This is a genomic window from Mesorhizobium sp. WSM4840 (assembly GCF_055811755.1).
On record NZ_JBVVQD010000005.1, the window covers coordinates 115,572 to 141,137 of the forward strand.

Below are 25,566 nucleotides of genomic sequence, written 5' to 3' on the forward strand. Positions count from 1 at the left end.
CATGCGACTCCGCCCGCGCAGCATTCGGCCGCACGGATTCCGGCGCTGGAAGCGCCTGTGACAGTCAGGCTTTGGGTGGTCTGGGCGGGGGTTTCCCGATAAGCGACGAAAGGACCGCTTCCCTGCCGTCGAGGAACTCCTCTCCGCTCGGGGCTTGGACGAGGAACGTCGGCGTTTCGGGAACCGGAACGCTGCCGAGGCCCGACACGCACAGGACCGCGAGCGGGCAATCCTTGCCGCAGTCCGGCACCATTGGCTTGCCGTCCGGGCAGCAGGGCATGTCGCCCTGCATGATGGATAAAGTCGACCCGGCAACAGCAGCGCTCGAAGACGAAGCTCCCAAAGGTGCAAAGGCCAGCCCAAACACGGCCAGCAACAAGAGCACCCTTCCGAAACCGAACGAATTCGTCATCGTTTACACTTTGGCATAGGCAGCCACCGCGCGATAGTGTCTCGGGTGTTTATGACCTTCTTGTGAAATCGCGCAAAAGCCATCGCCGCCAACGCTTCCACTCATGCTTTGATCACTTCGAGCCGATGCAAAGAAGAAGCGATTTCGTTCTTCACGATGCCTAATCGCCGCGGCAAAGACTTCATACGACCGCCTCAAGCGCTGCGCACGTCGAGGAATATCCGGCCTTTCTGGATGCCTCCGCCCACTCCGAAACGGAGATTCGATTCGAATATCGACGCGAGAGATGATAGTCTGGTTTTGGATCCTCGGGAGGAGGAGATGCGCGCCATTCCATTTTTTGCCGGCGTGTTGGTGGCTACGCCCTCGATGGCGGCGGAGCAACTGATCTTTTACACTGCCAATTTTCCAGATGCCACCTCGGTCCAGCTTAGCATCCTGAACAATAGCGTCTCGCGAGATGGGGACTATGACTTCGACGTCGCTATTGGCTTAGTCGAAACAGACGCGAACGGCGCCATCAGGTACGAAGATACCGGCAAGCATCGTGCACGCGTTCGCTGCAATTATCCGGCGTATGTGAGCGTGGGCGCGCGAAGATATCCTATAGAGATGCCTCTAAGCCGTTCCGCACCTGACGATTGGAAAGAGAATCTCTGGATAACATTCTGCGCGGCCCCCTCGTCATGATATCCGTGACGTGAGGTCACCGGATCATCCGATCTCCAACCAATCATAGCGGCTTATGCCCTTGATGCTGCCGATTAGGTTCTGACCTGACCGTCGCCGCAACAGGCCGCACACCTCGCGGCGCATCGTTCGGCCGTGAAGCGTTCCGGTCGGGATCCTGTGGTTGGTAACTTTGTATCTTTGACGCCTGCATCGGCAGCAGATGGACGTCGACGGTTTCAGATCGGCCCGGGACGGTTGCAGCCCTCAGCGTTTGCCACTCAGGCGTCCTCAAATGCCGCGGCAGTTTGCAGGCGAGTTCGTCCGAGATGACGATGCGGGCATCCGTCAGCTTACACATGGCCTGAAGCCGTGCGGCCAGATTCACTGAATCGCCAATTACTGTGTACTCACTATGCAGTTCTCCGGGTATGACGCCTCCGATCACGTGGCCGAAGTGAACGCCAATCCCGAAAGTTAGGGGATCCCCGCCGTCGCGCATCCTTTTCTCGCTCCATAGCTCGAGAAAGTTGGACAACTCGACCGCGCATTCGAAGGCCCGGAGCGCGGCGGTCGGGAGTGGCATAGGAAACCCGAACACAGCCATGACGCCATCGCCGATGAATTTATCCACGATCCCGTCACATCCCGATACGGCTTGCGTCACCCGCCGCCTATATTCGGTGAGGAGGATGGCAATCTCCTCAAGCGGCATCGTCTCGGCGAGTCCGGTGAAGCCTCGGATATCGACGAACAGTATTGCCGCCTCCTGACGGCGAAGGCCGAGATGTGCACCCCCCGTCGCCAGGCGCTCGGCCGTCTCGGGAGCAAAGAAGCGGGCCAAGTTCGCCCGCTCGCTCGAACTTGCGACCGCTTCTTGCACCAGCCGCTGGATGTCGAGTACCAAAACGATCTGGATCGCCGCGACGACGGTGAAAGCCGCAAGGCGAACTACCGCCGCCTGAACTTCCTCCCAAGAGACGCGGAAAATGGCCTCAAAACCGTCCTCCCAAACCGGCAACAAGGCGACGGCCAAGGAACCGAGAATGACAAGGATTGCAAAGGCGGCAACCGGCCCTGCGCGCATGCGCATGCTTGCGTGTGAAAGAAGCACGAACGCGATCACGAGGCTTGGCGTTGCCAGTGCATCGACCAAAGAGGAGGTGGGGTCAAGAAGATGCTCGGCGGTCAGATAGATGACAAGGGACGCGTCTACCGCGACATAGACCCAATTCAGCCACGGGCGGAACAACCTCGTTATCACCAGGCCCACAGCTACAAAGGTAATCGCGGCGTAGGCGCTCAGCAGGGTAACGTGAATCTCGTGATTAACGATGTCCGGTTCGAGCGCGACAGAGAGCGCGAACACGAACAAGGCCACGAAACGCCAGAGCGCGGTGCGTAGTTCGTTGCGCTGTTCGACCTCCGAAATAAGGCCGCCGATCTCGGTTCGAGCGCGATTGCTAGATGTCATCGGTATTCAGCTCGACTTCTCAATAGGTGAACCCATCGGCGCGGACCGCGTCCTTGGCTTCGGGGCCACAAACATTGGCCTCCAAATGGGCAGCAGGGATCATCGACCGTCCCAACAGACGATCGTGCCGCAGTTTGATTTCGCGGGATTTATCGGAGCATGTCCCGTCTGAAGCGCTTCATCTCGCGGCCAAGCTGCGAACTGATGATACGGCCCAGCACGTTCCGAATGCTTTCCGAAAGGCGAAAAGCACTTGTCCTCGGCTCCGACAGTGCGTCACCCGACGGCCAAAATGGATCTTAGCAGCCACGGGCGGCGCGGGCCGACGTTTCCGACGGCCCGCTACCGCACCTCGCCTACTTGATTTCCGTGACCGTAATGCGCCCTTTCACACGGTCCGCGACGAACTCTATCGCTTGACCTTCCTTGACTTTGTCGAGCATCGCATCATCGGCGACCACGAAAACCATTGTCATCGCCGGCATGCCGAGGTTCGTGAGTTCTTCGTGCTTGATCGTGATCTTCTTCTGTTTCGTGTCGACCTTGGTGACCTCGCCCTTGGTATATTCGGCAGCCAGGGTCGCGGTAGCAAATGCGAGCGCGATGGTCGCGGCGGCGGTGATTTTCACAAACGATTTCATTTCAGATATCCTTCTGTTTGCTCAGAGTTGACGAGAAATCAGGGAGCGACGACCTTGATGTCGCCCTTCATGCCTGACTCGTAGTGTCCGGGAATAAGGCAAGCGAACGCGAAATCGCCAGCGTTGGCGAACGTCCAGATGATCTCGCCAGACGCGCCCGGGGCAAGTCGGATTGAGTTCGGATCGGCATGTTCCATCTCTGGGAACTTCTCCATTACCGCCTTGTGTTCCATGACCGCGGCGTACTGATCCATGACGAACTCATGATCTCCTTCGCCCTTATTCACGAACTTTAGGCGGATCGTCTCGCCCTTCTTGACTTTCAACAGGGCTGGTTCAAAAACCATTGCCCCGTCGTCCTTTTCCGTCATGGTTATGTTAACCGTCCGTTTTGCTTGTGCTTTCTTGCCGGGCGTTCCGATTTCCATTGACGCGGCCTCACCGTGGCCGCCACTGTGATTTCCCCCGGCTAAAGCCGCGCCGGGAACGACTGCCATCATCATGGCCGCGATCATCATTCGTTTCATGCTGGTCTTTCTCTGTTTGTTGGGGTTTGAGACGGTGGGCATTTCATCCCTGTTTTCCGTGGCTGCCGTGCGCTGCCGGAGCCATCGTTTTTGCGTCACCTGACTTTGCGGCGGCGGGAACGTCACCCGTCCACTCATAAGCAACGGTTCCTTCCGGATGCTGGTACCAGCCGGGATCGGCGTAATCGTTCGCGGACAGGCCCTCGCGGACCTTCACGACCGAGAACATGCCGCCCATCTCGATCGCGCCGAACTGTCCCCATCCCGTCATCATCGGGATGGTGTTGTCGGGAAGCGGCATCTCCATCTCGCCCATATCGGCCATGCCGCGGTCACCCATGGCCATGTATTCCGGCTGGACCCGGCGGATCTTGTCGGTGACTTTCGAGTTGTCGACGCCGATGAACGTGGGCACGTCGTGGCCCATGGCGTTCATTGTGTGGTGCGACTTGTGGCAATGGATCGCCCAGTCGCCCTCGTATTTGGCTTCGAACTCATATGCCCGCATGGCGCCGACGGGGATGTCGATCGACACCTCCGGCCACCGCGCCTCCGGCCGGACCCAGCCGCCATCGGTGCAGGTCGCCTCGAAGTCGTAGCCATGCATGTGGATCGGATGGTTGGTCATCGTCAGGTTGCCCACCCGAACCCTGACGCGGTCGTTCTTTGCCACCGGAAGATGACTGATCCCCGGAAAGACGCGGCTGTTCCAGCCCCAGAGATTGAAATCCGTCATCTCCATGATGCGCGGGACGTATGACCCCGGTTCGATGTCGAAGGCGTTCAGCAGGAACACGAAATCGCGGTCCACGCGCATGAATTTCGGGTCTTTGGGATGAATGACGAAGAAGCCCATCATGCCCATGGCCATCTGGACCATTTCGTCGGCGTGCGGGTGGTACATGAAGGTCCCGCTCTTCACGAGGTCGAACTCGTAGACGAAGGTTTTGCCAGACGGGATTCCAGGCTGGGTCAGTCCTGTCACGCCATCCATGCCGTTTGGCAGGATCATGCCGTGCCAATGGATGGTGGTGTGCTCGGGGAGCTTGTTGGTCACGAAGATGCGGACCCGGTCGCCCTCGACCGCCTCGATCGTCGGACCGGGGGATTGACCGTTGTAGCCCCACAGATAGGCGGTCATTCCGGGCGCCAGCTCCCGCTCGACGGGTTCGGCGACGAGGTGGAACTCCTTCACCCCGTTATTCATGCGGTGCGGCAGCGTCCAGCCGTTGAGCGTCACCACCGGCTGGTAGTCCGGCCCGCTCGTCGGAAAGATCGGCGGCTGCATGTCCGGGGATTCCATGATCGGAGCCTCCGGCAAGCCCATCGCCGAAGTCTTGGTCCATGCCGTAGCGCCGGCGAGCAGGGCTCCCGCGCCTAGTAACTGACGTCTTGAAAGCATCTATTGTTCTCCTTGGGTTCAGTGGCCTTCGGCGCCGGCCTCGGCTACGGCCGGGGCGTCGCCGCCACCGGCGCCCGATGCGCCTCCACCGTAGACGGCGGTTCCGAGATTGACGTCGGCGAGCCAGAAATTGCGCTTGGCGTTGAGGGAAAGCATGATCGAACTGATTTTCGCGCGGGTGTCTGCCAGAAGCTCGAACGTGTTGGTGATCATGCCGCTATAGGTGAGGACGGACTCTTCCTCGATTTTAGTTCGAAGAGGCACGACACTGTTGCGATAGTGCCGGGCAATGTCATAGGTCGAACGATATCCGTCATAGGCCGACCGCGCCTCGGAGCGGACGTTCACCGCTTTTTCCGCCAGCCGATTGGCAGCCTGCATGTAGGCGAGCTCAGCCTTGCGCATGCGCGCCTTGCCCGTATCGAAGATAGGGATGACGAACTCCAGCTCGAGGATGGGGGAGGTGCTCGTCTCGGTTCCGCCTTCTTCCGCCTCCTCGCGTTCCACTTCCACCCCAGTAAGAAGTTCCAGGTCGGTGACGTAGCGCGTCGCCTCGGTCAGACCGTAGGATTTCGCCAGCGCCTCCAGCTCGAGTTTCGCGATCTCAAGGTCGATGCGATTTCTTAGCGCCTCCGCCTCGATCGCGCGTTTGGCCTTGGCGCCTTTCGGTAAGGCTGGAAGCATGTTGGGGACTGAGTAATCGACGTCCGGTCCCCATAGACCCATCAGCCGGGTGAGCTCTTCCTTGGCAGTCCGGGCAGCGAGCCGCGCCTCCGCCGCCTGACCGGTGATCTCGGCATAGAAGACGTGTTCGCGGGCTTGGCCGGTCTTTGTGAAGGCGCCTGTCTCGCCAAGTTTCTGAGCGAGTTCCGAAGCAGCGTCGGCGGTGGCTTGCGCCTTGTTCAGATAGGAAACGCTTTCCCAGGCCGATACAGCGTTGACCCAGGCCCGCCGCGTATCGGCGGCCAGTCGTAGCGTTTCCTCGGCGGCGCGGAGTTGAGCCTGACGGAATCGCGCATCCGCGACCGCGACACGCCGCTTGTGGGTCGCCAGCGCAAGGATGTTGCTGATCACCGCGCCTTCAATCGTCCGCACCGGATCGACGCCGATCATGCCGACCGAGATCGTCGGATTGACGAGCATCGTTTCCTGCCACATGTCGGCCGCCGACAGGCCGATCTCCGCATAGGCGGCCTGGAGGCCCTTGTTGTTGAGCAAGGCGACCTGCACCGCGGTGTCCGGGCCGATCGTCTTCTTCTGGACGAGGCGCTTCACGCGCTCTGAAACCGTCCGCGCTTCCTCGCTGGATTGCACCCATACGGTTTTCTTGCCGGTCACGGATTCGGCACGCGCTGCGACTGTCGTGAAGCCGGCCATCGGGGCTGAGATGCCATCAAGGGCTGCGCTAGTCGTGCATCCGGCAGCGATCAGCGGAATGGTTACCACCGCAGCTATGGTCAGGGGCCGGCGCTTCATGATCCGGCTCCCGGGTTCGCGGGAGAGCGTTCTTGATTGAGGCGCCGCCAATTCTGCGGATCCACCGGCTCCCGGTTGCGATAGTCGACGACGACCGGGTGGTAGTGCACATCACGGACGCCCATTGCGGGATCGGCCGGATTGAAGGCGGGAAGGATGTCCGGCGGCGTGGTTGCCGCACATCCGGTAACTAACAGCGATGCGAGCATCGCGGAGCTTGCGATTTTCATTGTAGACCTGAAGCCATGACGTATGCGTTTGGCCGCGCGGGAACGGATTCCCGACGCTGCGCGCGAACGCCCCGAGAGGGCGCGTCAGTTCAGATGTTTGGGGGGCCTTATGAGCGCTGTGTATTCGCCGAGCGGCAAAGTGACGGCAACGACGGGCGCAAAGCAGCGGGAGACAACATGCTCCAAGTCAGGGCAATCGACCGGCACCGCATTTGCCGGCGCGCAATGGACTTCACAGCTCTTGTCGGCGGATTGCTTGGCGCCGTGATGATGCTCAGACGTACCCGCGTCGTCCGCCGTGGCGCCGTGATCGCCCATATCGTGTGCGGGTGTCTCGGCCTGGAGATCCGCCCCGGCGTGAAAGCCCGTGGCATTGGCTGTGGCGAACAGACCAGGCTGAAGAGCCGACATGACCAGGAACACGACCGCCAGCAGTGCTCGGAGCGGTATGTTTCCTAGGATCGTGAATCGACCAAGAGTCCTCATCAACCCTTCCGACAATTGTTCGGCTGATTTGTCAAGGTCGCCGCGGCCGCTTTGTTGCAGTGCAACCAAAAGTGAACGCAACTCCCTGCTGCGATGTCCACGATTTCGGTTTTACATCAGGCCCAGCACTGCTCCGGCGACGACCAGATAACGCGAAATCTTCGCGACGGCGACGATTGCGACAAAGCTCCATAGCGGCTCGCGCAAAGCCCCGGCGACCACGGTCAGCGGGTCACCGACGATCGGCATCCAGCTTAACAGGAGCGACCATCTTCCATAACGGCGATACCAGCTCATGGCGCGGTTGAGCGTCTCGGGACGCAGCGGAAACCAGGGCCTGTCCCGGAAGCGTTCGAGCCCTCGACCAAGACCCCAGTTCACCGCCGAGCCCAGGACGTTGCCTATGCTGGCGACAACAACCAGCATTGCGGGCGAGAAGGAATGTGTGGCGAGGAGCCCTGCAAGGGCGGCCTCCGACTGCGCCGGAAGGATGGTGGCTGCGGCGAAGGCAGCAAGAAACAGGCCGCCGTATACGGCAAACACATCCATCTATGTTTTCGCTTTGCGGAAAGGTTTCAGGGTTGCACATCGATCACGACCATCAGTCCGCCACCGCCCTTCTCTTCGACATTGTTGTTGGTCGTATGATGCCCGATATGGCAGTGGATCAGCCATTTTCCGGGCCGGCGTGCCTGCCAGACGACATCGTAGCGTTGCCCGGGTCCGACGTTGACCGTATCGGCAAGGAATCGTGCCGACTCAGGGATAGTCTCGCCGTCGCGGGCGACAACTTCGAATGGACCGCCATGGATGTGCATGGGGTGGATAAACCCATTATTGGTGCCGATGAAGCGCACTTTCAGGGTTTCGCCGACCTTCATCCTGATCGTGTCCGTTGACGGATAGGCGCGGCCGTTGATGGTGAAATAATTCGGCTGCCCGCCGTCCATCGGCATCGACGGAAAAGTCAGGCCCTCCCGCATCAGCCATTCCTGAAGCTGAATAACATAGTCGTGGTCGGCCGCAATCTCCTCCTGGGGATTGGCGGGATCGATGATGAGTGCGCCGTAGAGTCCGAGCGCCTGCTGGCGATCGACATGGTCATGCGAGTGATAGAAGTAGGTCCCCGATTGGCCCGCCGTGAATTCGTATCGGTAGCTGCCGCCGGGCGGGATCGGCTCCTGCGTGATCTCGGCCGGGCCGTCCATTTCGTTCGGCAGGATCAACCCGTGCCAGTGCAGGGTCGTGCTCTCCGGCAGACGGTTCGTGACGTTGATCCGCACCCGGTCGCCTTGCCGGATATGCAGCCGCGGGCCGGGCACCTGACCGTTGATCGCATAGGCGTCGACTTTCACGTCCGGCAGGATCGCCCAGCGGATGACCGAGGTTTCCAGGTCGAACACCTTTACCCCGTTCTCCATTCTGGCTTCCAGTTCCCGGTCGCCGCGAACTTCCAAGCCATGGCTGGCCGTGATCAGGCGAGGATGCACGGCGGCCATGTCCAGCATCGCTGCAGCCGGCGTGTCGCGGTCCATGATCATGCCGGGCGGCATGATGGCGCCGCCTACGTCTCGCGCGCTGAGGGTGAGGTTCACCCAGTTGGCCGGAGCGATCATGCCGAGCGCCAGCGCAAGTACGGACACGCCGCCGAAGGCCGCGAGTTGCGGCACAGTTGCATCCGGTTCCATGCCGTGACCGCCATGCGTACCACGCGACCCGCCTCCGCCATCGCCGTGGGAGGAGCTATGGCCGGATCCATGATGGCCGGCCCCGCGATTGCCGCCTGGGTTGCCATGTCTGGGGTTGGCATGTCTGGGGTTGGCATGTTCGTCGAGGCGCGCGTAAGCGTGGTGCCCCGCCATTCCGGCTTCCGCGCCGCCATATGCGTGCTCGCGCCCGCCTTCCCTCGCCTTGTCGAATTCCGGTTCGCGTTCGGTCATCAGCCCGTGCTTCAGGCCACGGGCCACCATCCATACGTTGGCAGGATATGCGGTGATGAAGCCAACGATCACGCCGAACGACATGACGCCCCAGAACAGAAGCTCGGTCGGCTCCATGGCCCGCATGTCGCTGCCCATCATCAGAAAGCTCATGACCGGCGCCATGCCCGCCATCATGAAATTCATGCTGATGAATTCCGGCATGAAGCTCTTGCGGACATTCTCCCAATAGGTGCCGCCCATCATCGATTTCATGAACAGCGACTGGAAGATGAACAGGCCGAAGGCGAACCCGGCAACATACTCCACGATGAGATCGATCCACATCGGCAGCCCGAGAGCGGCGGTGATTGCCGCCGCGAGGATGATGCCGGTGGCGTCTCCGGCGACGCAGTGGATCGTCGAGCCGACGCCTTGCTTCCAGAGCGGCTTAGTGAACGCCTCGTGTTCGCCTGGCCGCGGCTCCTTGTCGGCCAGCACGTAAATCAGCAGCCCCAGCGGTCCCATATAGAGCGTGACCAGGATGAAGCCCCATTTCATCACCACGGGTTCGGGATTGTTGCGGAACTGATCCCACGACACGTAGGCCGTGCTCAGGCCAGCAAGAACGAACCAGAATGCGAGGAAGTAGTCGACGGGCTGTACGAACACTGCAGAACTCCTGTCGGTTTTCTCTCCACTGACCTAGTCTGGCATTGCCTCTCCGGATCATCTGCGGCGGCTTCAGCTATCGCCTCGAAACCATGGGCATAAGCTTTCCAGTTGCTGGAAGGTCAAGAGTTGCCGCCCAGCCAAATCGCCGATCCTTGCTTCCAAGAAAATGACAGAGAATGAGTTCCAAGGGCTGCTCCTTGACTCTTTGCTTTTTTCCCGGCACTTTTGATCAATAGGTCAGACCAATTTACCGATCCGGGATCAGCCAGATGATTCCGGTGAGGTGGAACTGGGTAACAATGCCGATCCAGGCCGTTGAACCGCGTCGACTTTACCGACAGATCGCCGACCAGCTCAGGCAGCTGATCGACGCGGGCGAATTCGCAGTCGGCGATCGCCTGCCGACCGAGCGCGAACTGGCCGATCAGCTGGGCATCTCCCGCCCGACCGTCCGTGAAGCGCTGATCGCGCTCGAGGTCGAGGGGCGCATACGCATTCGCGTCGGTTCCGGCATCTACGTCACCGAACCGCCGCGGGCCGACGTTTTGACGGCAGAGATGGATGAAGGCCCGTTCGAGCTGTTGCGGGCACGCGAGTTCATTGAAGGGGCGATCGCCGCCGAAGCCGCCCTCCATATTCGACCGATCGATATCGAACATATGGACGACGTGCTGCGCCGCATGGAGGACATACCTCACCCGACCAAGATGACGATCGCACTCGACCGCGAGTTCCATACGATGGTGGCGGGCATTCTCGGAAACGCCGTCCTGGTGCGCTGCATCGGCGAGCTTTTCGACCAGCGCATGAACCCATATTTCGAACGCCTGTCGAGCTATTTCGAGAACAGGGATTCCTGGCGGGTCGCCGCGGAGGAGCATCGCGCGGTGCGCGACGCGATCGCGGCGCGCGACCCTGAACGGGCTAAAGCCGCCATGCAGGAACATCTGCGTCAGTCGCAATTGAGATTCTCACGCAATTTCGGTGAGAAATCCGCAGCCAAGGAGGTCGCGGAATAGAGCATCGGACCCAAAAGTGGGAACGGTTTTGGGAAAAACCGATGCTCAAACTAAAAGGTCTAGCAGCCGACCGGGAGGAGATCCGGTCGGAGCAGTCAAATCCAACCTCAGGGAGGAACACAATGCTGAGAAAATACGGAATTCTACTCGGTGCGATCGCAGCAATCGCTATGCCTTTGGCTTCGGCCTCGGCGCAGACAGCTCTGAAATGGGCCCACGTGTATGAGACGTCGGAGCCCTTCCATACCGAGTCCGTGTGGGCAGCGGAGGAGATTAAGAAGCGCACCCAGGGCCGCTACACCGTCGACGTCTATCCGGCCTCGCAGCTCGGTAAGGAAGCGGATATAAACCAGGGCCTGACGCTCGGCACGGTCGATATCATCATTTCCGGGTCGAGCTTTGCGGCGCGCGAATATCCGCCGATCGGCGTCACCTATTTCCCGTATACCTTCCGCGACGCCGACCATTTGTTGAAATACACCAAAAGCGACGTCTACAAGGCGTTGACCAAGGGCTACGAGGAAAAGTCAGGCCATCACATAACGGCCACCACCTATTATGGCACGCGGCAGACCACCTCAAACCGGCCGATCGCCAAATGTGCCGATATGCAAGGTCTGAAGATGCGCGTCCCTGACGTTCCCGCCTATCTCGCCATGCCGCGCGCGTGCGGCGCCAACACCGCGCCGATCGCCTTCGCCGAGGTCTATCTGGCCCTGCAGAACGGCACCGTCGAGGCTCAGGAGAACCCGCTGACCACCATCGAGGCGAAGAAATTCTACGAGGTGCAGAAGCACATCGTGCTCACCGGACACATCGTCGATCACCTCAACACGATCGTATCACAGTCGCGCTGGGCCTCGCTTTCCGACGAGGACAAGCAGATCTTCACCGAGGTGATGCAGGAGGCAGCCGCCCGTGCCACGGCAAAGATCGTCGCGCGCGAAAAGGAATTGGTGCAGGTGTTCAAGGATCGCGGCATCACCGTGACCGACGTCGACCGTGCCGATTTTGAAAGGAATGTTCTTGAGAAGGTCACGTTCGAGGAGTTCGGCTACAACAAGGCCGATTGGGAAGCGATCCGCGCGATTAAGTAGAGTATCGGGAAAATCAGGTGCTCAGACAAGGGGATAGAGCGGCAACCGGATTCGCCGCTTTAACCTGCCCGTCCGTCCGGTTCCATGTTGCGCCGGACGGCCTTTCCAATCCTTGACGACCTACCAGCTTCGGGAGCCCGCGCCAATGGCCGAGGAACACCATACCGAGATCACCGTCGAAGAGATCGCCCACGCTTTCGAGGAGGTGCCGATACACATTGATCTGTCGCACCACGGCATCGAGGACTGGATAACGCTCGCCGTGTTCTGGGGGATGGTCGTCTGTGTCTTCCTGCAGTTCTTCACCCGTTATGCGCTGAACAACAGCCTTGCCTGGACCGAGGAGATCGCCATCAACGCGCTCGTCGTCGTCGTCTTTCTCGGCGCCGCTATGTGCGTGCGCATCTCGCGCCACATCCATGTCGATGTGCTCTACCATTACCTGCCGGAGCGCGTCGGCCGCTGGCTCGCGCTTAGCGTCGACGTCATCCGTGTCGTCTTCTTCGCCTACGGGACCTGGCTGATGTGGCGCTATGTCTCGATCGTCGCGCACGAGCGGATGGTCACCATCAACCTGCCGCGCCGCTGGTTCTTCTACGCCGTCCTGGCGGGCTTCGCGCTGATGTTCGCGCGCTCGATCCAGGTCTTCATTGGCAACTACAGGCGTGGCTATTCGGTGCTCGAGCGCCCCGGTGCGTTCGAAACGGTGGGGGACTGAGCGATGCTGCTATTGGTCGGAGGCTTTCTGGTCCTGATGCTGATTGGCGTGCCGGTCGCCGTGTCGATGGCGGCAGCCTCGGTGCTCTACCTCGTCATCTATGGTGTCGCGCCCGACATCATCGCAGCCCAGCGCATGATTGCCGGGGTGGAGAGCTTTCCGCTGCTCGCCGTGCCCTTCTTCATCCTCGCCGGCAACCTCATGAACATCGCCGGCGTCACTGGCCGCATCTATGCCTTCGCCCTTGCGCTGGTCGGCTGGATGAAGGGCGGCCTGGCGCAGGTCAACATCATCGGATCGGTGATCTTCTCCGGCATGTCGGGCACCGCGCTCGCCGACGCCGCCGGCATCGGCACCATCGAGATCAAGGCGATGAAGGACCACGGCTATCCGATCGACGCCGCGGTCGGGGTCACCGCTGCCTCGGCGACGCTCGGGCCGATTTTCCCGCCGTCGCTGCCCTTCGTCATTTACGGCATGATGGCGAATGTCTCGATCGGCGCGCTGTTCATGGCCGGCATCCTGCCGGGCGTGGTCATGACCGTGCTGATGATGGTGACGGTCGCCATCTTCGCCTATCGGCGCGGCTGGGGTTCCGACACGCCGTTCGAGCTTCGGCGGCTCGCCGAAGCGGCGGGCGAGGTGCTGGTGGTGGCGGCCTTCCCGCTCGCCTGTTATCTGCTGGTGCAGCTTGGCCTGTCCATCAATGTCGCGGTCGGCATCGCGCTGCTGTTGCTGATTGCGGTCGACTGGTATTTCGACTTCTCCGCGGTCATGGCACTGATGACGCCGATCATCCTGATTGGCGGGATGACGATGGGCTGGTTCACGCCGACCGAGGCGGCGATGGCCGCCGTGATCTGGTCGCTTTTCCTCGGGCTGGTGCGCTACCGCACGATGACGCTGCGCACACTCGCAAAGGCGAGCTTCGACACCATCGAGACGACGGCCTCCGTACTCTTCATCGTCACCGCCGCCTCGATATTCGCCTGGCTGCTCACCGTCAGCCAGGCGGCACAGCTGTTCTCGACCTTCATCTTCGCCCTCACCGACAACATGTGGGTCTTCCTCATCCTGGTGAACGTCCTGATGCTGGTGGTCGGCTGCTTCCTCGATACGATTGCGGCGATCACCATTCTTGTGCCCATCCTGTTGCCGGTGGCCGCCGTGTACGGCATCAACCCGGTGCATTTCGGTCTGATCATGACGCTTAACCTGATGATTGGTCTCCTCCATCCGCCGCTCGGCATGGTGCTGTTCGTCCTGTCGCGGGTCGCCAAGCTGTCGGTCGAGCGTACGACCATGGCGATCCTGCCCTGGCTCGTGCCATTGATCGTCGCGCTGATCCTGATCACCTTCGTCCCCGCCATCACGCTGTGGCTTCCGACACAAATGGGACTGATCCGATGATCGATAACGCAGTCGCCGCGACGCTGTTCGGCCCCGAGGATCTGCGCGTCGTCGAGCATCCGCTCGGTCCCCTCGCGCTGGGAATGGTGCGCGTGCGTTTCGGCGCAGGCGGCATCTGCGGTTCCGACCTGCACTATTTCCGCCATGCGCGGACAGGCGATTTTGTCGTTACGTCGCCGCTCGTGCTCGGCCACGAGGTCGCCGGAGAGATCGTCGAAATCAACGCGGACGCGCCAGGACTTGCCGTCGGTGATCGCGTGGCGGTCAACCCATCGCGCTGGTGCGGACAATGCGCGCGATGCGCGGAGGGCCGCGCCAATCTCTGCGAAAACATCTATTTCATGGGCTCGGCGTCGAAAACGCCGCATATGCAAGGCGGTTTTGCCAGCCTATTCGATGCCACGCCCGCGCAATGCGTCAAAGTCCCGCCTGATGTCGCCTACCAGGCGGCGGCACTCGCCGAACCGCTCGCCGTCAGCCTGCATGCTGTGGCACGGGCCGGCGACATCGCCGGCCGCAACGTCATCCTGTTCGGCGCCGGCCCAATCGGGCTTCTGACCATGCTCGCCGCCAGGCTCAAGGGATGTGGCGAGCTCACCGTCGCCGACATAGCCGAGGCGCCGCTCGCCTTCGCCAGCGAACTTGGAGCAAACAGGACGATCGACCTGTCCGGCGGTGGCGACGAACTCAAGGCGCTCGCGGCCGACAAGGCGATCGACGTCGCGTTCGAGATTTCAGGCACCGCTGCGGGTCTCGCGGCGGCGATCGCCAGCGTCCGGCGCGGCGGCACGGTCGTTCAGGTCGGCAATCTTCCGGGTGGTCAGATCCCGGTGGCGGCCAATGCGGTGATGGCCAAGGAAATCAATCTGAACGGCACGTTTCGTTTCGGCGCGGAATTCAACCAGGCGGTCGATCTCATCGTCGGCGGGGATATAGACGTCCTGAGACTGGTGACCGCCGAACGCCCCCTCTCCTCGGCCCGCGATGCGTTTCGCCTGGCCGCCGACCGCTCGCAGAGCGTCAAGGTGGTGCTGACCGCCGACTGAGGGTTTGCCCAGCGCCTGCCACCAGCTGTTATCAACCGTTCCCAGGCTCAGCGCGCCGGCCCGGTTTCCTTCCTGTCCGCCTGCTTGCGCGCCCGCGCAAACTGCAGCCCGGCGACGCCGGTGGCCGCAGCAAGCGCCAGGCCGATCGGAATGAGGCTCGAGGGCTGGTCGGCCTTTCTGAGCACGGCCACCACGTCATATCCGACATCCAGCCCAATGCGTTTGGCGTAGGATCCGAAATCGACATTGCTGATCATCAGCGCGTCGCCCGCTTGCGTGATGGTAAGGCCGATGCCGCGCAGCCGCTCCAGCGGTTCGCCCGGCTCGCCGAGCGGCACGTTGACCGTTTTGCGTACATCTTCGCCCATAAGGTCGACACCCTCGACGACGAAATTGATGCGGCCATCGGCCGGCGTGCTCGCCACCGCCGGCAGGAACTCGCTCGCCGGCAATTCCTCGTAAGGTGGCGACACCTGATTGAGCCACCAGTCCGGCCGAAACAGCGTGAAGCAGATGACAAGCAGGGCCGCACTTTCCCAGAGACGGCTTTTCGTCACGAACCAGTTCATGGTCGCCGCCGAAAACAGCAGGATGGCGATCAACGACACCGTTGCCACCCAGATCGTCTGCGGCCAGGTGTCGACTCCGATCAACAGGATCGACGGATTGAAGATGAAGACGAAGGGCAGGATCGCCGTACGCAGCGAATAAAGCGCGCCCTGGAAGCCGGTGGCGATCGGATCTTCCTTGGAAATCGCCGCCGCCGCAAAGGCCGCCAGCCCGACGGGCGGGGTGATGTCGGCCATGATGCCGAAGTAGAAGACGAACAGGTGGACCGCGATCAGCGGGATTGGCAGTCCGGCCTGCGCCCCGAGATCGACCACGACCGGCGCCATCAGCGTCGCCACGAGGATGTAGTTTGCGGTGGTCGGAATACCCATGCCGAGCACAAGGCTGATCGCGGCGATGAGGATCAGCATCAGGATGACGTTGCCGCCGGAGATGAACTCGACGAGTTCCGTCATCATCAGGCCGAGACCGGTCAGCGTGATCGTGCCGACGACGATGCCGGCAGTGGCCGTGGCGATACCGATGCCGATCATGTTGCGGGCGCCGAGCGCCAGCCCGTCGATCAGGTCATCCCAGGCAGCCCATATTGAGGCGGCGAGGTTTTCGTTACGGAATACCGCCATCAGCGGCTTGCGGGTGGCGACGATACCGAGGATCGACAGGGTCGCCCAGAACGCCGAGAGGCCTGGCGACAATTGCTCGACCATCAGGCACCACAGAAGCACCGCGATCGGGATGAGGAAATCGAGCCCGGTCCGCGTGACGTCCCAGGCGCGCGGCAGTTCCAGGATTGGCGCGTTCGGATCGTCAAGTGCGAGGTCCGGATAGCGCGAGGAATACCAGACCGAGGCGACGTAGAGAGCGACGCCGGCGATCGCGAGCACCGGCGGCGCGGTTCCACCGAAGAGAGCCTGGATAGCAACGATGCCGTAATAAACGATACAGACGGCAAGAACGCTGCCCGACAGTCCCAGCCCCATCCGCAGCATCCGTTCCCTTGCCGGCGTCGGACGCTGCGGGATCGTCTTCAGGCCCATCTTTATCGCTTCGAGATGAACCATGTAGAGCAGCGCGATATAGGAGAAAACCGCCGGCAGCAGCGCGTGCTTGACGATCTCCGAATAGGGAATGCCGACATATTCGACCATCAGGAACGCAGCCGCGCCCATGACCGGCGGCATGATCTGGCCGTTGATCGAGGCTGAAGCCTCGATGGCGCCCGCCTTGACGCCGGAAAGGCCGGTGCGCTTCATCAGCGGGATGGTGAAGATGCCGCCTGAAACCACGTTGGAGACAGACGAGCCTGACACGACGCCGTTGAGAGCCGATGAGACCACCGCGACTTTCGCCGGGCCGCCGCGCAGATGGCCGAGCAGCGCGATGGAGATTTGCATCATCCAGTTGCCGGCGCCTGCCTTTTCCAGAAGCGTACCGAATAGGACGAAGAGAAAGACGAAGCTCGTCGACACACCAAGTGCAATCCCGAAGACGCCTTCGGTGGTCAGCCATTGATGGTTGAGAAACTTGTTGAGCGATGCGCCGCGATGCTGAATCACGTCCGGCATGTACTGGCCGGCAAAGGTGTAGAAGATGAAGACACATGCCACGACCACCATCGGAAGGCCGAGCGCGCGGCGCGTCGCCTCGAGAAGCAACAGGATGCCAACGGTGCCGGTAACGAGATCGAGCGTGGTCGGCTGGCCCGGCCGTCCGGAAAGCTGGACGTAAAAGAGAAAGAGGTAGGCGCCGGCAAACCCGCCGACCACGGCCAGCACCCAGTCGAGTAGCGGCACACGATCGCGGGGAGAGGATCTCAGCGCCGGATAGGCGAGGAACGTCAAAAACAGCGCGAAGCCGAGATGGATGGCGCGCGCTTCCGTATCATTGAGGATGCCGAAGCCGAACACGAACGGCAAAGGCGAAGCGTACCAGAGCTGGAAAAGCGACCAGGCAACTGCAACCCAGAGCAGGATTCGAGCGACTGTTCCGCTCGGACGCCGGCCACCCGTATCGGCCTCCGCGACGAGCTGTTCGAGCTCTTCGAGATCGACGCCGGCCGGTTGTTCTTTCACTTCGCTCAATGACGCCTCCTGTTGCGGATGGCCCCGGCGGGTCCGCTGAACCCGCCGGACAGTCGTCAGGTCACGAAGCCTACTTCAGCCAGCCCTTCTCCTTGAAGTATTTTTCAGCGCCCGGATGCAGCGGCGCGGAATTCCCTTCCGACACCATCTTGGCCGGGTCGAGCTTAGCGAAGGCCGGATGCAGCGACTTGAACTCGTCGAAATTCTCGAACACCGCCTTGGTCAATTGATAGACGCTCTCATCGGGAACCTTGGCCGAAGTCACCAGCGTGGCGAGCACGCCGAAAGTCCCGGTATCGTCGGGATTGTTTGCGTAAAGGCCGCCTGGGATGATCGCCTTGGCGTAGTAAGGATTCTCGGCGACGAGCTTGTCCACGACTTCTCCAGTCAACGGCACCAGCTTGGCGGCGCAGGTGGTCGTCGGATCCTGGATGTTCGCCGAGGGATGGCCGACGCCGTAGAAGAACCCGTCGATCTTGCCGTCGCAGAGCGCCGGGCCGTGCTCGTCAGCCTTCAACTCCGATGCGAGCGAAAAGTCGGCCAACGTCCAGCCCATCGCACCGAGCAGACGTTCCATGGAAGCGCGTGTCCCGGAACCGGGATTGCCGACGTTGAAACGTTTGCCCTTGAAGTCCTCGAATTTCGTCACGCCGGCATTCGGATGCGCCAGGACCGTGAACGGCTCCGGATGGATCGAGAAAACCGCGCGCAGGTCGGTATGGGCGCCACCATCCTTGAATGATTCCAGCCCCTTGTAGGCGTTGTACTGGACGTCGGACTGCGCCATGCCGAAGTCGAGTTCGCCTTCCTTGATCGTGTTCACGTTGAACGCCGATCCGCCGGTCGATTCGACCGAGCAGCGGATGCCGTGTGTCTTACGATCCTTGTTGAGCAGGCGGCAGATAGCACCGCCGGCGGCATAATAGACGCCGGTGACGCCACCGGTCCCGATGGTAACGAAATTCTGCTGCGCCATTGCGCTGGCCGAAAACAGCAGCGCGGCCGACAAGGCGGCGATCTGCGCTCCATGGCGTGCAGTCCAGGCATGTTTCATCTGGTTCTCCCTTGGTACTTTGCGTGCCGTCGCGGCCGTCCGGTGTTTTAGTGTCAAGGCACGTCGATGCATGCTACGATTGTTGCGCTTTATCAATCAAGGGAAATGGTTGTTACAATGAATACGCGGGAGATGGGTTTCGACGCGCTTCTGGTGCGCATATTGACCGAACTCCCCGAATTGAGCTCAGAGCTGCGCAAGGCGGCGCGATTCCTGGTCGATCATCCCGACGAGGTGGCGCTGGTTTCCATGCGGGTTCTGGCCGCGCGATCAGAGGTGACACCGACGACCTTCGTGCGATTGGCGCGGCGGCTGGGCTTCGGGGATTGGGCGGCGCTGCGCAAGCCGTTCGAGGACCGGCTGCGCTCAGGCAAGGCGCCTTTCGCGGCAAGGGCCGATGCGCTTGTCAAGCGCGGGTCCGAGGCGATTTTCGCGGAATCGCTAAGGACGACGGTTGCCAATCTGGCGGCGGCCGAAGCGGTCAACGGCAGCGAAGAAATAGCAAGGGCTTGCGCGATACTGGAGAAGGCACAGCGCATACGCGTCGCCGGGTTCCGAAGCTGCCGCGCGCCCGCCCACGCGCTCGTCTATCTCTGCCGGATGTTTCGGCGCGACGTCACGCTGCTCGGCGGCGACGGCGGTGCGATTGAGGCGGAACTCGCAGCGCTTGGAAAGAGGGAAGCGGTCGTCGCGATCGGCTTTTCGCCCTATTCGCGTGAACTCGGGCCGGTGATGGAGGCTGCGCAACGACACGGCGTTCCGATTGTCGCGATTGTCGACAGCGTGGCCGCTCCGATCGCGCGGCATGCCGACGTTACATTGCGATTCTCTACCGACAGCCCGTCCTTCTTCCCGTCGGTAGCCGCGGCTATGGCCATCGTTGAAGCGCTGGCTGCAACGATGCTGGCGCGCAGCGGGCCGGCCGCCGCGGCTCGTGTCAGGGAGACGGAACTGGAGTTACAGGCGTTCGGTGCCTATCTGCCGGAATGAAGAGCGCTGGCGCTATGCCACTGCAGCGTCTATCGCGTCGCCGAGCCGTTCAACAACCGCATCGATTGCTGCGGCGTCTATGATGAAGGGCGGCGCAAGCAGCACGTGATCGCCGCGGACGCCGTCGATCGTGCCTCCCGCGGGATAGACCAGCAGTCCGCGCATCATCGCCTCGCGCTTTACGCGCGCATTTAGTTTGCGGTCCGGATCGAACGGCTCTTTCGACGAACGGTCTTCGACCAGCTCAAGTCCCATGAAAAGGCCACGCCCGCGAATGTCGCCGATATGGGCATGGTTGCCGAACCGTTCGCCCAGTCGCCGCGAAAGATGTGCGCCCATCGCCCGAACATTGGCGAGCAGATCGTCGCGAGCGATCACCTCCTGGACGGCAAGCGCTGCTGCGCAGGCCATCGGATGGCATATGTAGGTGTGGCCGTGCTGGAAAAAGCCGGAGCCTTGGGCGAACGCGTCGAAGATGCGGCGCGAAAGCAACACCGCACCAATAGGCTGGTAGCCTCCGCCGAGGCCTTTGGCGATTGTCATCAGGTCGGGCGCGACACCGTCCTGCTCGCAGGCGTGCAGCGTGCCGGTGCGGCCCATGCCGCACATCACCTCGTCGAGGATGAGGAGCACACCGTAGCGGTCACAGATTTCCCGGATGCGCCCGAAATAGCCAGGAACGGCAGGCACCGCTCCTGCTGTCGCGCCGACGACAGGTTCCGCGACGAAGGCCATGACGGTGTCCGGACCGAGTTCGAGAATTTTATCCTCGAGCGCCTGGGCGGCGCGCAGCCCGTAGGTCTCCTCGCTCTCACCGGATTGCTGATAGCGGTAGGCATAGCATGGGTCGATATGATGCGTGTCGATCAGCAACGGGCGGAATTGGGCGCGGCGCCACTCATTACCCCCGGCAGCGAGAGCGCCGAGCGTGTTGCCGTGATAGCTCTGTCGGCGGGCGATGACGTTTCGCCGCTCGGGCTTGCCAGTTTCGACGAAAAACTGCCGTGCCATCTTGAGCGCCGCCTCCACCGCTTCGGAGCCGCCGGACACAAAATATGCGTGGCTAATACCTTGCGGCGCGCCAGCGACGAGCTGGTCGGCCAATGTCTCGGCCGGCTCGTTGGTGAAGAAGCTGGTGTGGGCATAGGCGAGCTTGTCGGCCTGTGCGTGGAGCGCGGCCGTAACGTCGGGATGGCCGTGACCGAGGCAGGAAACCGCCGCGCCGCCTGACGCGTCGATATAGGCGCGGCCATCGCGGTCGAAGAGTTCGATACCGTTGCCGCCAGCCGCGACGGGCAGGGTCGCATGGATCTGACGATGCAGGATGTGTGTCATGCTTTCCTCGATTGACGACGGCGCGATTTGGAGCAAACCATCATGCAACACATGTTACATAGTGCGCAATACTGAAACGATTGGACTGCACCTATGACCATCGACAGGGACGTGACCGGCCCCGGACTTATCGCACCAACTGCGATCGCCGTTGCGCCGAATGGTGGACGGCGTGGCAAGCAAGACCACCCTGCCCTGCCGATCGGCCCCCAGGAACTGGCCCGGACCGCCGCCGCCTGCCTCGAGGCGGGCGCCGCTATGATCCACACGCATGTCCGCGATCGCGACGGCGGCCATTTGCTCGACGCGCACGCTTATCGCGAGACGACGAAAGCGATACGCGATGCGGTGGGCGAGCGGCTGATCATCCAGATCACCAGCGAAGCGGTCGGCCGATACCAGCCGGCCGAGCAGATGGCGATTGTTCGCGCTACCCGCCCTGAGGCGGTTTCGCTGGCGCTGCGCGAACTGGTGCCGGACGCTGCCCATGAGACCGCTTTCGCGGAGTTCCTGTGGTGGCTGAAGAGCGAGCGGATCGCCCCTCAGATGATCCTCTACGCGCCCGAAGAGGCGTCGGCCCTAGCCGCCATGCAGCAGCGCGGGCTGGTGCCTTTCGACGACATCCCGGTGCTCTATGTGCTCGGCCGCTACACGCCGGGACAGGTTTCGCGACCGGCCGACCTGCTTCCCTTCCTTGCGCATGACCGTCCGCGCTTCGCGCACTGGATGGTCTGCGCCTTCGGTCGGGAAGAAACCGCTTGCGTTACGGCCGGTGCGCTGCTGGGCGGCCATGCCCGCGTCGGGTTCGAGAACAATTTTACTCTGGCCGACGGCACAACCGCCAAGGACAATGCCGCGCTCGTAACGGCGACCAAAGGTGCCCTGACTGCTTGCGGCCTCAGGACCGCCCAGGCCAACGACCTGCGCGGCGCTTGGTCGATCCAGCACTAGCCCTCGCCCGTACACCTTGACGCAGGTTTCCTTTTCTCATCAAGCGCGGCGGCAAGATCCCGAGATGTAAGCGATCCGTAAGCGGGCTTCCGTCAATGCCCGACCCCGAGCTTGGGCCACCTCCGCCGTTCTCGGAACGGCCGAGCAGCGGGCTCGTCGGTTCGTCACGTTTGTCAAAAATCTCTTTGCTACGCTGCAACCGAAGGCTTTGACCGACATTAAAGTTGCAGCGGGCCTGGGGAGGCATTTATGCAGACATACCTCGTCGAACAAATGGAGGGCGATGATGTGATCGCGGCGCGTATCATCAACGCGCCGAGCCCCTTCAGAGCCGCCGCCATGTCGACAGATCGACATGTTACTCTCCGAACGTGGGAAAAGGATTGGATTCGCGTAACCGACGAGAACCGGGGACATATCTTTGCATACTGCTTTGTCTCCGCCGAAGACTCAGACACCAGCGGGCCCACAAAAGCACCGAATAAACCAAGAAAAGGCCAAAAAGCTGATCAGAGAGCCGGGTAAGCGCAAACCACTGATCTTTTTGCCCCCTCGCTGCGTGATATCGCCCAGAGCCGCGAACGCGACGAATTAAGCCAATAGCGGCGGCGCTGGCGGTACGCCAGGCGCGATCGGCTGCGCCGCGATATGACAGCCAACGGAAGCAAGCGCGGCCGTTTGGCGAAGATCGCGGCTTCATCAGAATGATCGATGAAAAGATTTCGGCTGGCGGCGATGGTGCGGTCGAGCAGATCCGCCGCGCTCAGGAGAATTCAATGTTGTCTACCAAGGATAGAGCCGAAACCTGCAAGGATCAGATCCGCGCTTTCCTGGCGTCGAATTTCTACATAGCCGACGCGGATGCTCTGGAGAGCCACACGTCCCTTCTCGACCAAGGCATCGTCGACTCGGCAGGGGTACTCGAGGTTATCGGCTTCATCGAGGAGAGCTTCGGCATCACCGTCGAAGACAGCGAACTCCTGCCGGAGAACCTCGATTCCATCCAAGGAATTGCGCAATATATTCTCCGCAAGCAAAACTGATTGCCGACATCTTGCCTAAAGCGCGTCGCGTTTGACCGGGCCTCACGCGACACGCTTTAGGTTGTTGTTTTATGCATGTCGTTATCGCAAAACCGCTGCACACTTTTGCGCGACATGCATTAGCGTTGTTCTACGCCGCCGACAGCGCAACAGAGCCTGCCGCAGTCTCGGCATGCTCACGCTTGCGGCGTGGTATGTCCCATAACCACCCTGCCCTCGCCGGCTTCGTTCGTGATCGCGCGGATAGTTTCGTACGCCTTGGAACGCCCCAGCAGACTGATGACCTGCCGGTCCTGGCCGAGCCCTACCTCAAAGAGCAGGATGCCTCCGCGCCGCAAGTAACGTGGCGCGTCCTTGATCACCCGCATATGGATGCTCAGGCCGTAGGGACCGGCCGCAAACGCTTCCCGCGGCTCGAGTTCGGTCAGATGCGCGCGGTCGCCCTCGAGCCGCTTTTCCGAAATGTAAGGCGGGTTGCAGATGATCACGTCCATCGTGCCATCTAGCTTCAAGCCCGAGAAAGCGCTGAACAAATCGCCCTGAAGCACCGACACGCGATCCGCCATGACGTGATGGGCGACGTTGCGGCGCGCGACTTCGACGCATCCATCGGTGAGATCGCTCGCCCAGACAAGCGCGGTGGGGGCGTAATGCGCGATGGCGCAGGCCAGATTGCCGGCCCCGCAGCACATGTCGATAACGCGCGGCGCCGGCAGGTTCATTTGACTCAGAACATCAAGTGCGGTCGTGCCGAGCAACTCCGTCTCCGGCCGGGGAACGAGCGCACCGGGCGCGATGAGCAACTCCAGCCCCATGAAGATGGTGCGGCCTTTGCTGTAGGCTTCGGCGACACTGATCTCTTCGCTCACGACAGACCCCCTTCCTGACTTGCCGGTCCCGGTGTCCGACAATTGCGTACCAATTAAGTGTATCTCAAATTCATTAAAATTCTCGATGGGCAATCGAAAAACACTCGTCGCCATAGGCTTGAAGACATGATGCAACGGAAGGAGTGATCACAAGCCTCTCATCTGTCGCATGACTGGGAATATTGCCTCATGATTGGCGATATCAGCTTTTCCCGCCTCGCTATCCCAGCCTTGCAAAGCCAATCCCGGAATTCTCGGTCCTGCGTCACGATTTTGCTACATTTTAATCAAAAGGCACATATACGTAAGCAAATCGTGATGTTTCGGTAGCTAACGGAAGCAGCCGCTTCCCGCAAAGGCGAGAGGGTTAGCGATCATCGACAGGACCAACAAGTTCGCGCCGCAATTTCGCACGAAAGATCGCAGACCATGAAGCCAACGCAAGGGCGCTCGCTCGATCTACGTTCCGCCGTGTTCGGCTCGATGCGCGGGCTGATCGGCGGCACACCGGAACCGGGAAGTCGCATCTGGCCATCGCCATAAGGGGGTCAAAATTGGACGCCGACCGGGGGGCAGTTTTGCAAGCCGTTTGACACATGCGACGAAGTCAGCGGCTCTCGTTCACAGGGTCAAAAAAAAGAGGAGCCTTACCTGTTATTTAGGATTATATTAACAATCTGACGCATGCGGTGTTGGGGCACCGCGGCGTTGACTGGATGAATCGACGAGTGATTGGCCACGACTTTAAGGCCTATGACCGTTCCATCCGTCTAGGTTTGGTTGGGGTAGTTCAATGTATCGAATCGTTATCGCCGACGATCACGGCTTGTATCGTCGTGGCTTGCGATTGGCACTGACCGCAGGCATTCCAGGTGTGGAAATATTTGAGGCGTCGTGTTTCGATGCCGTACTCAGTCTGTTGGCGGAACAGGCGTCCGTTGATCTTGCGATGCTGGACTTGAACATGCCGGGATTGTTCAATCAGGAAGTGCTCAGCGGCATTCTGTCGGCTTATCCGGATACGCGATTTGCGATTGTTTCCGGGAACGATTCACGCTCGGAGATACTCACGGCTCTCTCGATCGGACTTCACGGCTATATCGTAAAGTCGCAAAGAGACGAGGAGGTCGTTATGGCCGTCAACGAAATCCTCTCGGGCCGCATCTACGTGCCTGCACTTCTGTCGCGCCCGGGTGCCGCGCAAGCAACTCACGTACCTACTCCATCCGAGCATATCCCACCCCGACGTACCACCAGTGGCAATCTTGGCAGGCTAACCTCGAGGCAAAAGGAGGTCCTCAAGCTGATGGCGGAAGGGTACTCGAATAAGGAAATTGCGCGCGATCTGGAAATCGCCGAAGCGACGACGAAAATTCATGCCGCTGCGGTTCTGCGTGAGCTTGGGGTACGGAATCGCACAGAGGCTGCCGTTATGCTGAAGACCTGGCTAACGAGGGATGTCAATTAGAGCG

General features: G+C 61.1%; 25 protein-coding genes. 11 read left to right on the plus strand and 14 right to left on the minus strand.

Annotated elements, in window-relative coordinates:
• Window positions 1-64 precede the first annotated feature (64 nt).
• Window positions 65-379 (minus strand): hypothetical protein, encoded by a 315-nt coding sequence (locus AC0L3I_RS09585; RefSeq protein ID WP_258117008.1) that lies wholly within the window; start codon window positions 377-379, stop codon window positions 65-67.
• 354 nt (window positions 380-733) lie between these two features.
• Between AC0L3I_RS09585 and AC0L3I_RS09590 the strand changes: the two genes are divergently transcribed.
• Window positions 734-1,102, plus strand: coding sequence for a hypothetical protein (locus tag AC0L3I_RS09590; protein ID WP_473526752.1), 369 nt, complete (start codon window positions 734-736; stop codon window positions 1,100-1,102).
• Window positions 1,103-1,145: 43 nt separating this feature from the next.
• On the opposite strand, the gene AC0L3I_RS09595 is transcribed toward AC0L3I_RS09590, so the two are convergent.
• From AC0L3I_RS09595 to AC0L3I_RS09635, 9 genes are all read right to left on the minus strand, one after another.
• Window positions 1,146-2,555, minus strand: coding sequence for an adenylate/guanylate cyclase domain-containing protein (locus AC0L3I_RS09595; protein ID WP_473526753.1), 1,410 nt, complete (start codon window positions 2,553-2,555; stop codon window positions 1,146-1,148).
• Window positions 2,556-2,911: 356 nt separating this feature from the next.
• Window positions 2,912-3,196: a copper-binding protein gene (locus AC0L3I_RS09600; protein ID WP_473488346.1), complete on the minus strand. Its 285-nt coding sequence runs from the start codon at window positions 3,194-3,196 to the stop codon at window positions 2,912-2,914.
• A 38-nt stretch (window positions 3,197-3,234) separates the two neighbouring features.
• Complete coding sequence (locus AC0L3I_RS09605; RefSeq protein ID WP_473488347.1) at window positions 3,235-3,723, minus strand: cupredoxin domain-containing protein; 489 nt, start codon at window positions 3,721-3,723, stop codon at window positions 3,235-3,237.
• A gap of 43 nt (window positions 3,724-3,766) precedes the next feature.
• Entirely contained in the window at window positions 3,767-5,125 is a 1,359-nt protein-coding gene (locus tag AC0L3I_RS09610; protein WP_473526754.1) for a multicopper oxidase family protein, read from the minus strand.
• Window positions 5,126-5,143: 18 nt separating this feature from the next.
• Window positions 5,144-6,601 carry a TolC family protein gene (locus AC0L3I_RS09615; RefSeq protein WP_473488349.1) on the minus strand — a complete coding sequence of 486 codons (1,458 nt, stop codon included), beginning with the start codon at window positions 6,599-6,601 and terminating at the stop codon, window positions 5,144-5,146.
• The gene (locus tag AC0L3I_RS09620; protein ID WP_473488350.1) at window positions 6,598-6,831 is read right to left on the minus strand and encodes a hypothetical protein; all 234 of its coding nucleotides are present in this window, start codon (window positions 6,829-6,831) and stop codon (window positions 6,598-6,600) included. The genes AC0L3I_RS09615 and AC0L3I_RS09620 overlap by 4 nt, the downstream gene beginning before the upstream one ends.
• A gap of 84 nt (window positions 6,832-6,915) precedes the next feature.
• Entirely contained in the window at window positions 6,916-7,398 is a 483-nt protein-coding gene (locus AC0L3I_RS09625) for a hypothetical protein (protein ID WP_473488351.1), read from the minus strand.
• 30 nt (window positions 7,399-7,428) lie between these two features.
• Window positions 7,429-7,866 (minus strand): YqaA family protein, encoded by a 438-nt coding sequence (locus tag AC0L3I_RS09630; protein ID WP_473488352.1) that lies wholly within the window; start codon window positions 7,864-7,866, stop codon window positions 7,429-7,431.
• Between the two features lie 26 nt (window positions 7,867-7,892).
• Window positions 7,893-9,908, minus strand: a complete 2,016-nt coding sequence (locus AC0L3I_RS09635; protein ID WP_473488353.1) for a multicopper oxidase domain-containing protein — start codon at window positions 9,906-9,908, stop codon at window positions 7,893-7,895.
• Window positions 9,909-10,210: 302 nt separating this feature from the next.
• Between AC0L3I_RS09635 and AC0L3I_RS09640 the strand changes: the two genes are divergently transcribed.
• The 5 genes from AC0L3I_RS09640 (at window position 10,211) to AC0L3I_RS09660 (ending at window position 15,201) form a co-directional block, all read left to right on the plus strand.
• Window positions 10,211-10,930: a FadR/GntR family transcriptional regulator gene (locus AC0L3I_RS09640; RefSeq protein ID WP_473488381.1), complete on the plus strand. Its 720-nt coding sequence runs from the start codon at window positions 10,211-10,213 to the stop codon at window positions 10,928-10,930.
• A gap of 122 nt (window positions 10,931-11,052) precedes the next feature.
• On the plus strand, window positions 11,053-12,027 hold the full coding sequence (locus tag AC0L3I_RS09645; RefSeq protein WP_473526755.1) for a sialic acid TRAP transporter substrate-binding protein SiaP: 975 nt from the start codon (window positions 11,053-11,055) through the stop codon (window positions 12,025-12,027).
• 145 nt (window positions 12,028-12,172) lie between these two features.
• Complete coding sequence (locus tag AC0L3I_RS09650) at window positions 12,173-12,745, plus strand: TRAP transporter small permease (RefSeq protein WP_473488355.1); 573 nt, start codon at window positions 12,173-12,175, stop codon at window positions 12,743-12,745.
• A 3-nt stretch (window positions 12,746-12,748) separates the two neighbouring features.
• Entirely contained in the window at window positions 12,749-14,155 is a 1,407-nt protein-coding gene (locus AC0L3I_RS09655) for a TRAP transporter large permease (RefSeq protein WP_473488356.1), read from the plus strand.
• A complete protein-coding gene (locus AC0L3I_RS09660) occupies window positions 14,152-15,201 on the plus strand; it encodes an L-idonate 5-dehydrogenase (protein ID WP_473526756.1) in 1,050 nt (349 codons plus the stop codon). Before AC0L3I_RS09655 ends, AC0L3I_RS09660 begins: the two co-directional genes overlap by 4 nt.
• Before the next feature lie 47 nt (window positions 15,202-15,248).
• On the opposite strand, the gene AC0L3I_RS09665 is transcribed toward AC0L3I_RS09660, so the two are convergent.
• The gene (locus AC0L3I_RS09665; protein WP_473488382.1) at window positions 15,249-17,741 is read right to left on the minus strand and encodes a TRAP transporter permease; all 2,493 of its coding nucleotides are present in this window, start codon (window positions 17,739-17,741) and stop codon (window positions 15,249-15,251) included.
• A gap of 181 nt (window positions 17,742-17,922) precedes the next feature.
• Window positions 17,923-18,906 (minus strand): TAXI family TRAP transporter solute-binding subunit, encoded by a 984-nt coding sequence (locus AC0L3I_RS09670; RefSeq protein ID WP_473526757.1) that lies wholly within the window; start codon window positions 18,904-18,906, stop codon window positions 17,923-17,925.
• A gap of 117 nt (window positions 18,907-19,023) precedes the next feature.
• Here AC0L3I_RS09670 and AC0L3I_RS09675 point away from each other — a divergent pair, with 117 nt between their 5' ends.
• Window positions 19,024-19,896, plus strand: coding sequence for a MurR/RpiR family transcriptional regulator (locus AC0L3I_RS09675; RefSeq protein WP_473526758.1), 873 nt, complete (start codon window positions 19,024-19,026; stop codon window positions 19,894-19,896).
• Between the two features lie 12 nt (window positions 19,897-19,908).
• Here AC0L3I_RS09675 and AC0L3I_RS09680 read toward each other — a convergent pair whose 3' ends face one another.
• Window positions 19,909-21,231, minus strand: a complete 1,323-nt coding sequence (locus tag AC0L3I_RS09680; RefSeq protein ID WP_473526759.1) for an aspartate aminotransferase family protein — start codon at window positions 21,229-21,231, stop codon at window positions 19,909-19,911.
• Between the two features lie 93 nt (window positions 21,232-21,324).
• On the opposite strand from AC0L3I_RS09680, the gene AC0L3I_RS09685 reads away from it, so the two are divergent.
• The 3 genes from AC0L3I_RS09685 to AC0L3I_RS09695 all read left to right on the plus strand — a co-directional run bounded on the left by AC0L3I_RS09685 (window position 21,325) and on the right by AC0L3I_RS09695 (window position 23,225).
• Window positions 21,325-22,182 carry a beta-keto acid cleavage family enzyme gene (locus tag AC0L3I_RS09685; protein WP_473526760.1) on the plus strand — a complete coding sequence of 286 codons (858 nt, stop codon included), beginning with the start codon at window positions 21,325-21,327 and terminating at the stop codon, window positions 22,180-22,182.
• Between the two features lie 249 nt (window positions 22,183-22,431).
• Window positions 22,432-22,707: a hypothetical protein gene (locus AC0L3I_RS09690; RefSeq protein ID WP_192360611.1), complete on the plus strand. Its 276-nt coding sequence runs from the start codon at window positions 22,432-22,434 to the stop codon at window positions 22,705-22,707.
• Between the two features lie 179 nt (window positions 22,708-22,886).
• Window positions 22,887-23,225: an acyl carrier protein gene (locus AC0L3I_RS09695; RefSeq protein ID WP_473526761.1), complete on the plus strand. Its 339-nt coding sequence runs from the start codon at window positions 22,887-22,889 to the stop codon at window positions 23,223-23,225.
• A gap of 176 nt (window positions 23,226-23,401) precedes the next feature.
• Here the strand turns inward: AC0L3I_RS09695 and AC0L3I_RS09700 are convergent, their stop codons facing one another.
• Window positions 23,402-24,094, minus strand: a complete 693-nt coding sequence (locus AC0L3I_RS09700) for a N5-glutamine methyltransferase family protein (RefSeq protein WP_473488363.1) — start codon at window positions 24,092-24,094, stop codon at window positions 23,402-23,404.
• 793 nt (window positions 24,095-24,887) lie between these two features.
• On the opposite strand from AC0L3I_RS09700, the gene AC0L3I_RS09705 reads away from it, so the two are divergent.
• Window positions 24,888-25,562 carry a LuxR C-terminal-related transcriptional regulator gene (locus tag AC0L3I_RS09705; RefSeq protein ID WP_473488364.1) on the plus strand — a complete coding sequence of 225 codons (675 nt, stop codon included), beginning with the start codon at window positions 24,888-24,890 and terminating at the stop codon, window positions 25,560-25,562.
• The last annotated feature ends 4 nt before the right edge of the window (window positions 25,563-25,566 follow it).

Excerpts from the sequence above, each read along its gene's own strand:
- AC0L3I_RS09705 (WP_473488364.1), top strand. The coding sequence starts at position 24,888 with ATGTATCGAATCGTTATCGCCGACGATCACGGCTTGTATCGTCGTGGC.
- AC0L3I_RS09615 (WP_473488349.1), bottom strand. The coding sequence starts at position 6,601 with ATGAAGCGCCGGCCCCTGACCATAGCTGCGGTGGTAACCATTCCGCTG.
- AC0L3I_RS09685 (WP_473526760.1), top strand. The coding sequence starts at position 21,325 with ATGACCATCGACAGGGACGTGACCGGCCCCGGACTTATCGCACCAACT.
- AC0L3I_RS09600 (WP_473488346.1), bottom strand. The coding sequence starts at position 3,196 with ATGAAATCGTTTGTGAAAATCACCGCCGCCGCGACCATCGCGCTCGCA.
- AC0L3I_RS09670 (WP_473526757.1), bottom strand. The coding sequence starts at position 18,906 with ATGAAACATGCCTGGACTGCACGCCATGGAGCGCAGATCGCCGCCTTG.
- AC0L3I_RS09610 (WP_473526754.1), bottom strand. The coding sequence starts at position 5,125 with ATGCTTTCAAGACGTCAGTTACTAGGCGCGGGAGCCCTGCTCGCCGGC.
- AC0L3I_RS09690 (WP_192360611.1), top strand. The coding sequence starts at position 22,432 with ATGCAGACATACCTCGTCGAACAAATGGAGGGCGATGATGTGATCGCG.
- AC0L3I_RS09630 (WP_473488352.1), bottom strand. The coding sequence starts at position 7,866 with ATGGATGTGTTTGCCGTATACGGCGGCCTGTTTCTTGCTGCCTTCGCC.
- AC0L3I_RS09695 (WP_473526761.1), top strand. The coding sequence starts at position 22,887 with ATGATCGATGAAAAGATTTCGGCTGGCGGCGATGGTGCGGTCGAGCAG.
- AC0L3I_RS09605 (WP_473488347.1), bottom strand. The coding sequence starts at position 3,723 with ATGAAACGAATGATGATCGCGGCCATGATGATGGCAGTCGTTCCCGGC.
- AC0L3I_RS09680 (WP_473526759.1), bottom strand. The coding sequence starts at position 21,231 with ATGACACACATCCTGCATCGTCAGATCCATGCGACCCTGCCCGTCGCG.
- AC0L3I_RS09620 (WP_473488350.1), bottom strand. The coding sequence starts at position 6,831 with ATGAAAATCGCAAGCTCCGCGATGCTCGCATCGCTGTTAGTTACCGGA.
- AC0L3I_RS09650 (WP_473488355.1), top strand. The coding sequence starts at position 12,173 with ATGGCCGAGGAACACCATACCGAGATCACCGTCGAAGAGATCGCCCAC.
- AC0L3I_RS09675 (WP_473526758.1), top strand. The coding sequence starts at position 19,024 with ATGAATACGCGGGAGATGGGTTTCGACGCGCTTCTGGTGCGCATATTG.
- AC0L3I_RS09660 (WP_473526756.1), top strand. The coding sequence starts at position 14,152 with ATGATCGATAACGCAGTCGCCGCGACGCTGTTCGGCCCCGAGGATCTG.
- AC0L3I_RS09655 (WP_473488356.1), top strand. The coding sequence starts at position 12,749 with ATGCTGCTATTGGTCGGAGGCTTTCTGGTCCTGATGCTGATTGGCGTG.
- AC0L3I_RS09645 (WP_473526755.1), top strand. The coding sequence starts at position 11,053 with ATGCTGAGAAAATACGGAATTCTACTCGGTGCGATCGCAGCAATCGCT.
- AC0L3I_RS09640 (WP_473488381.1), top strand. The coding sequence starts at position 10,211 with ATGCCGATCCAGGCCGTTGAACCGCGTCGACTTTACCGACAGATCGCC.
- AC0L3I_RS09590 (WP_473526752.1), top strand. The coding sequence starts at position 734 with ATGCGCGCCATTCCATTTTTTGCCGGCGTGTTGGTGGCTACGCCCTCG.
- AC0L3I_RS09595 (WP_473526753.1), bottom strand. The coding sequence starts at position 2,555 with ATGACATCTAGCAATCGCGCTCGAACCGAGATCGGCGGCCTTATTTCG.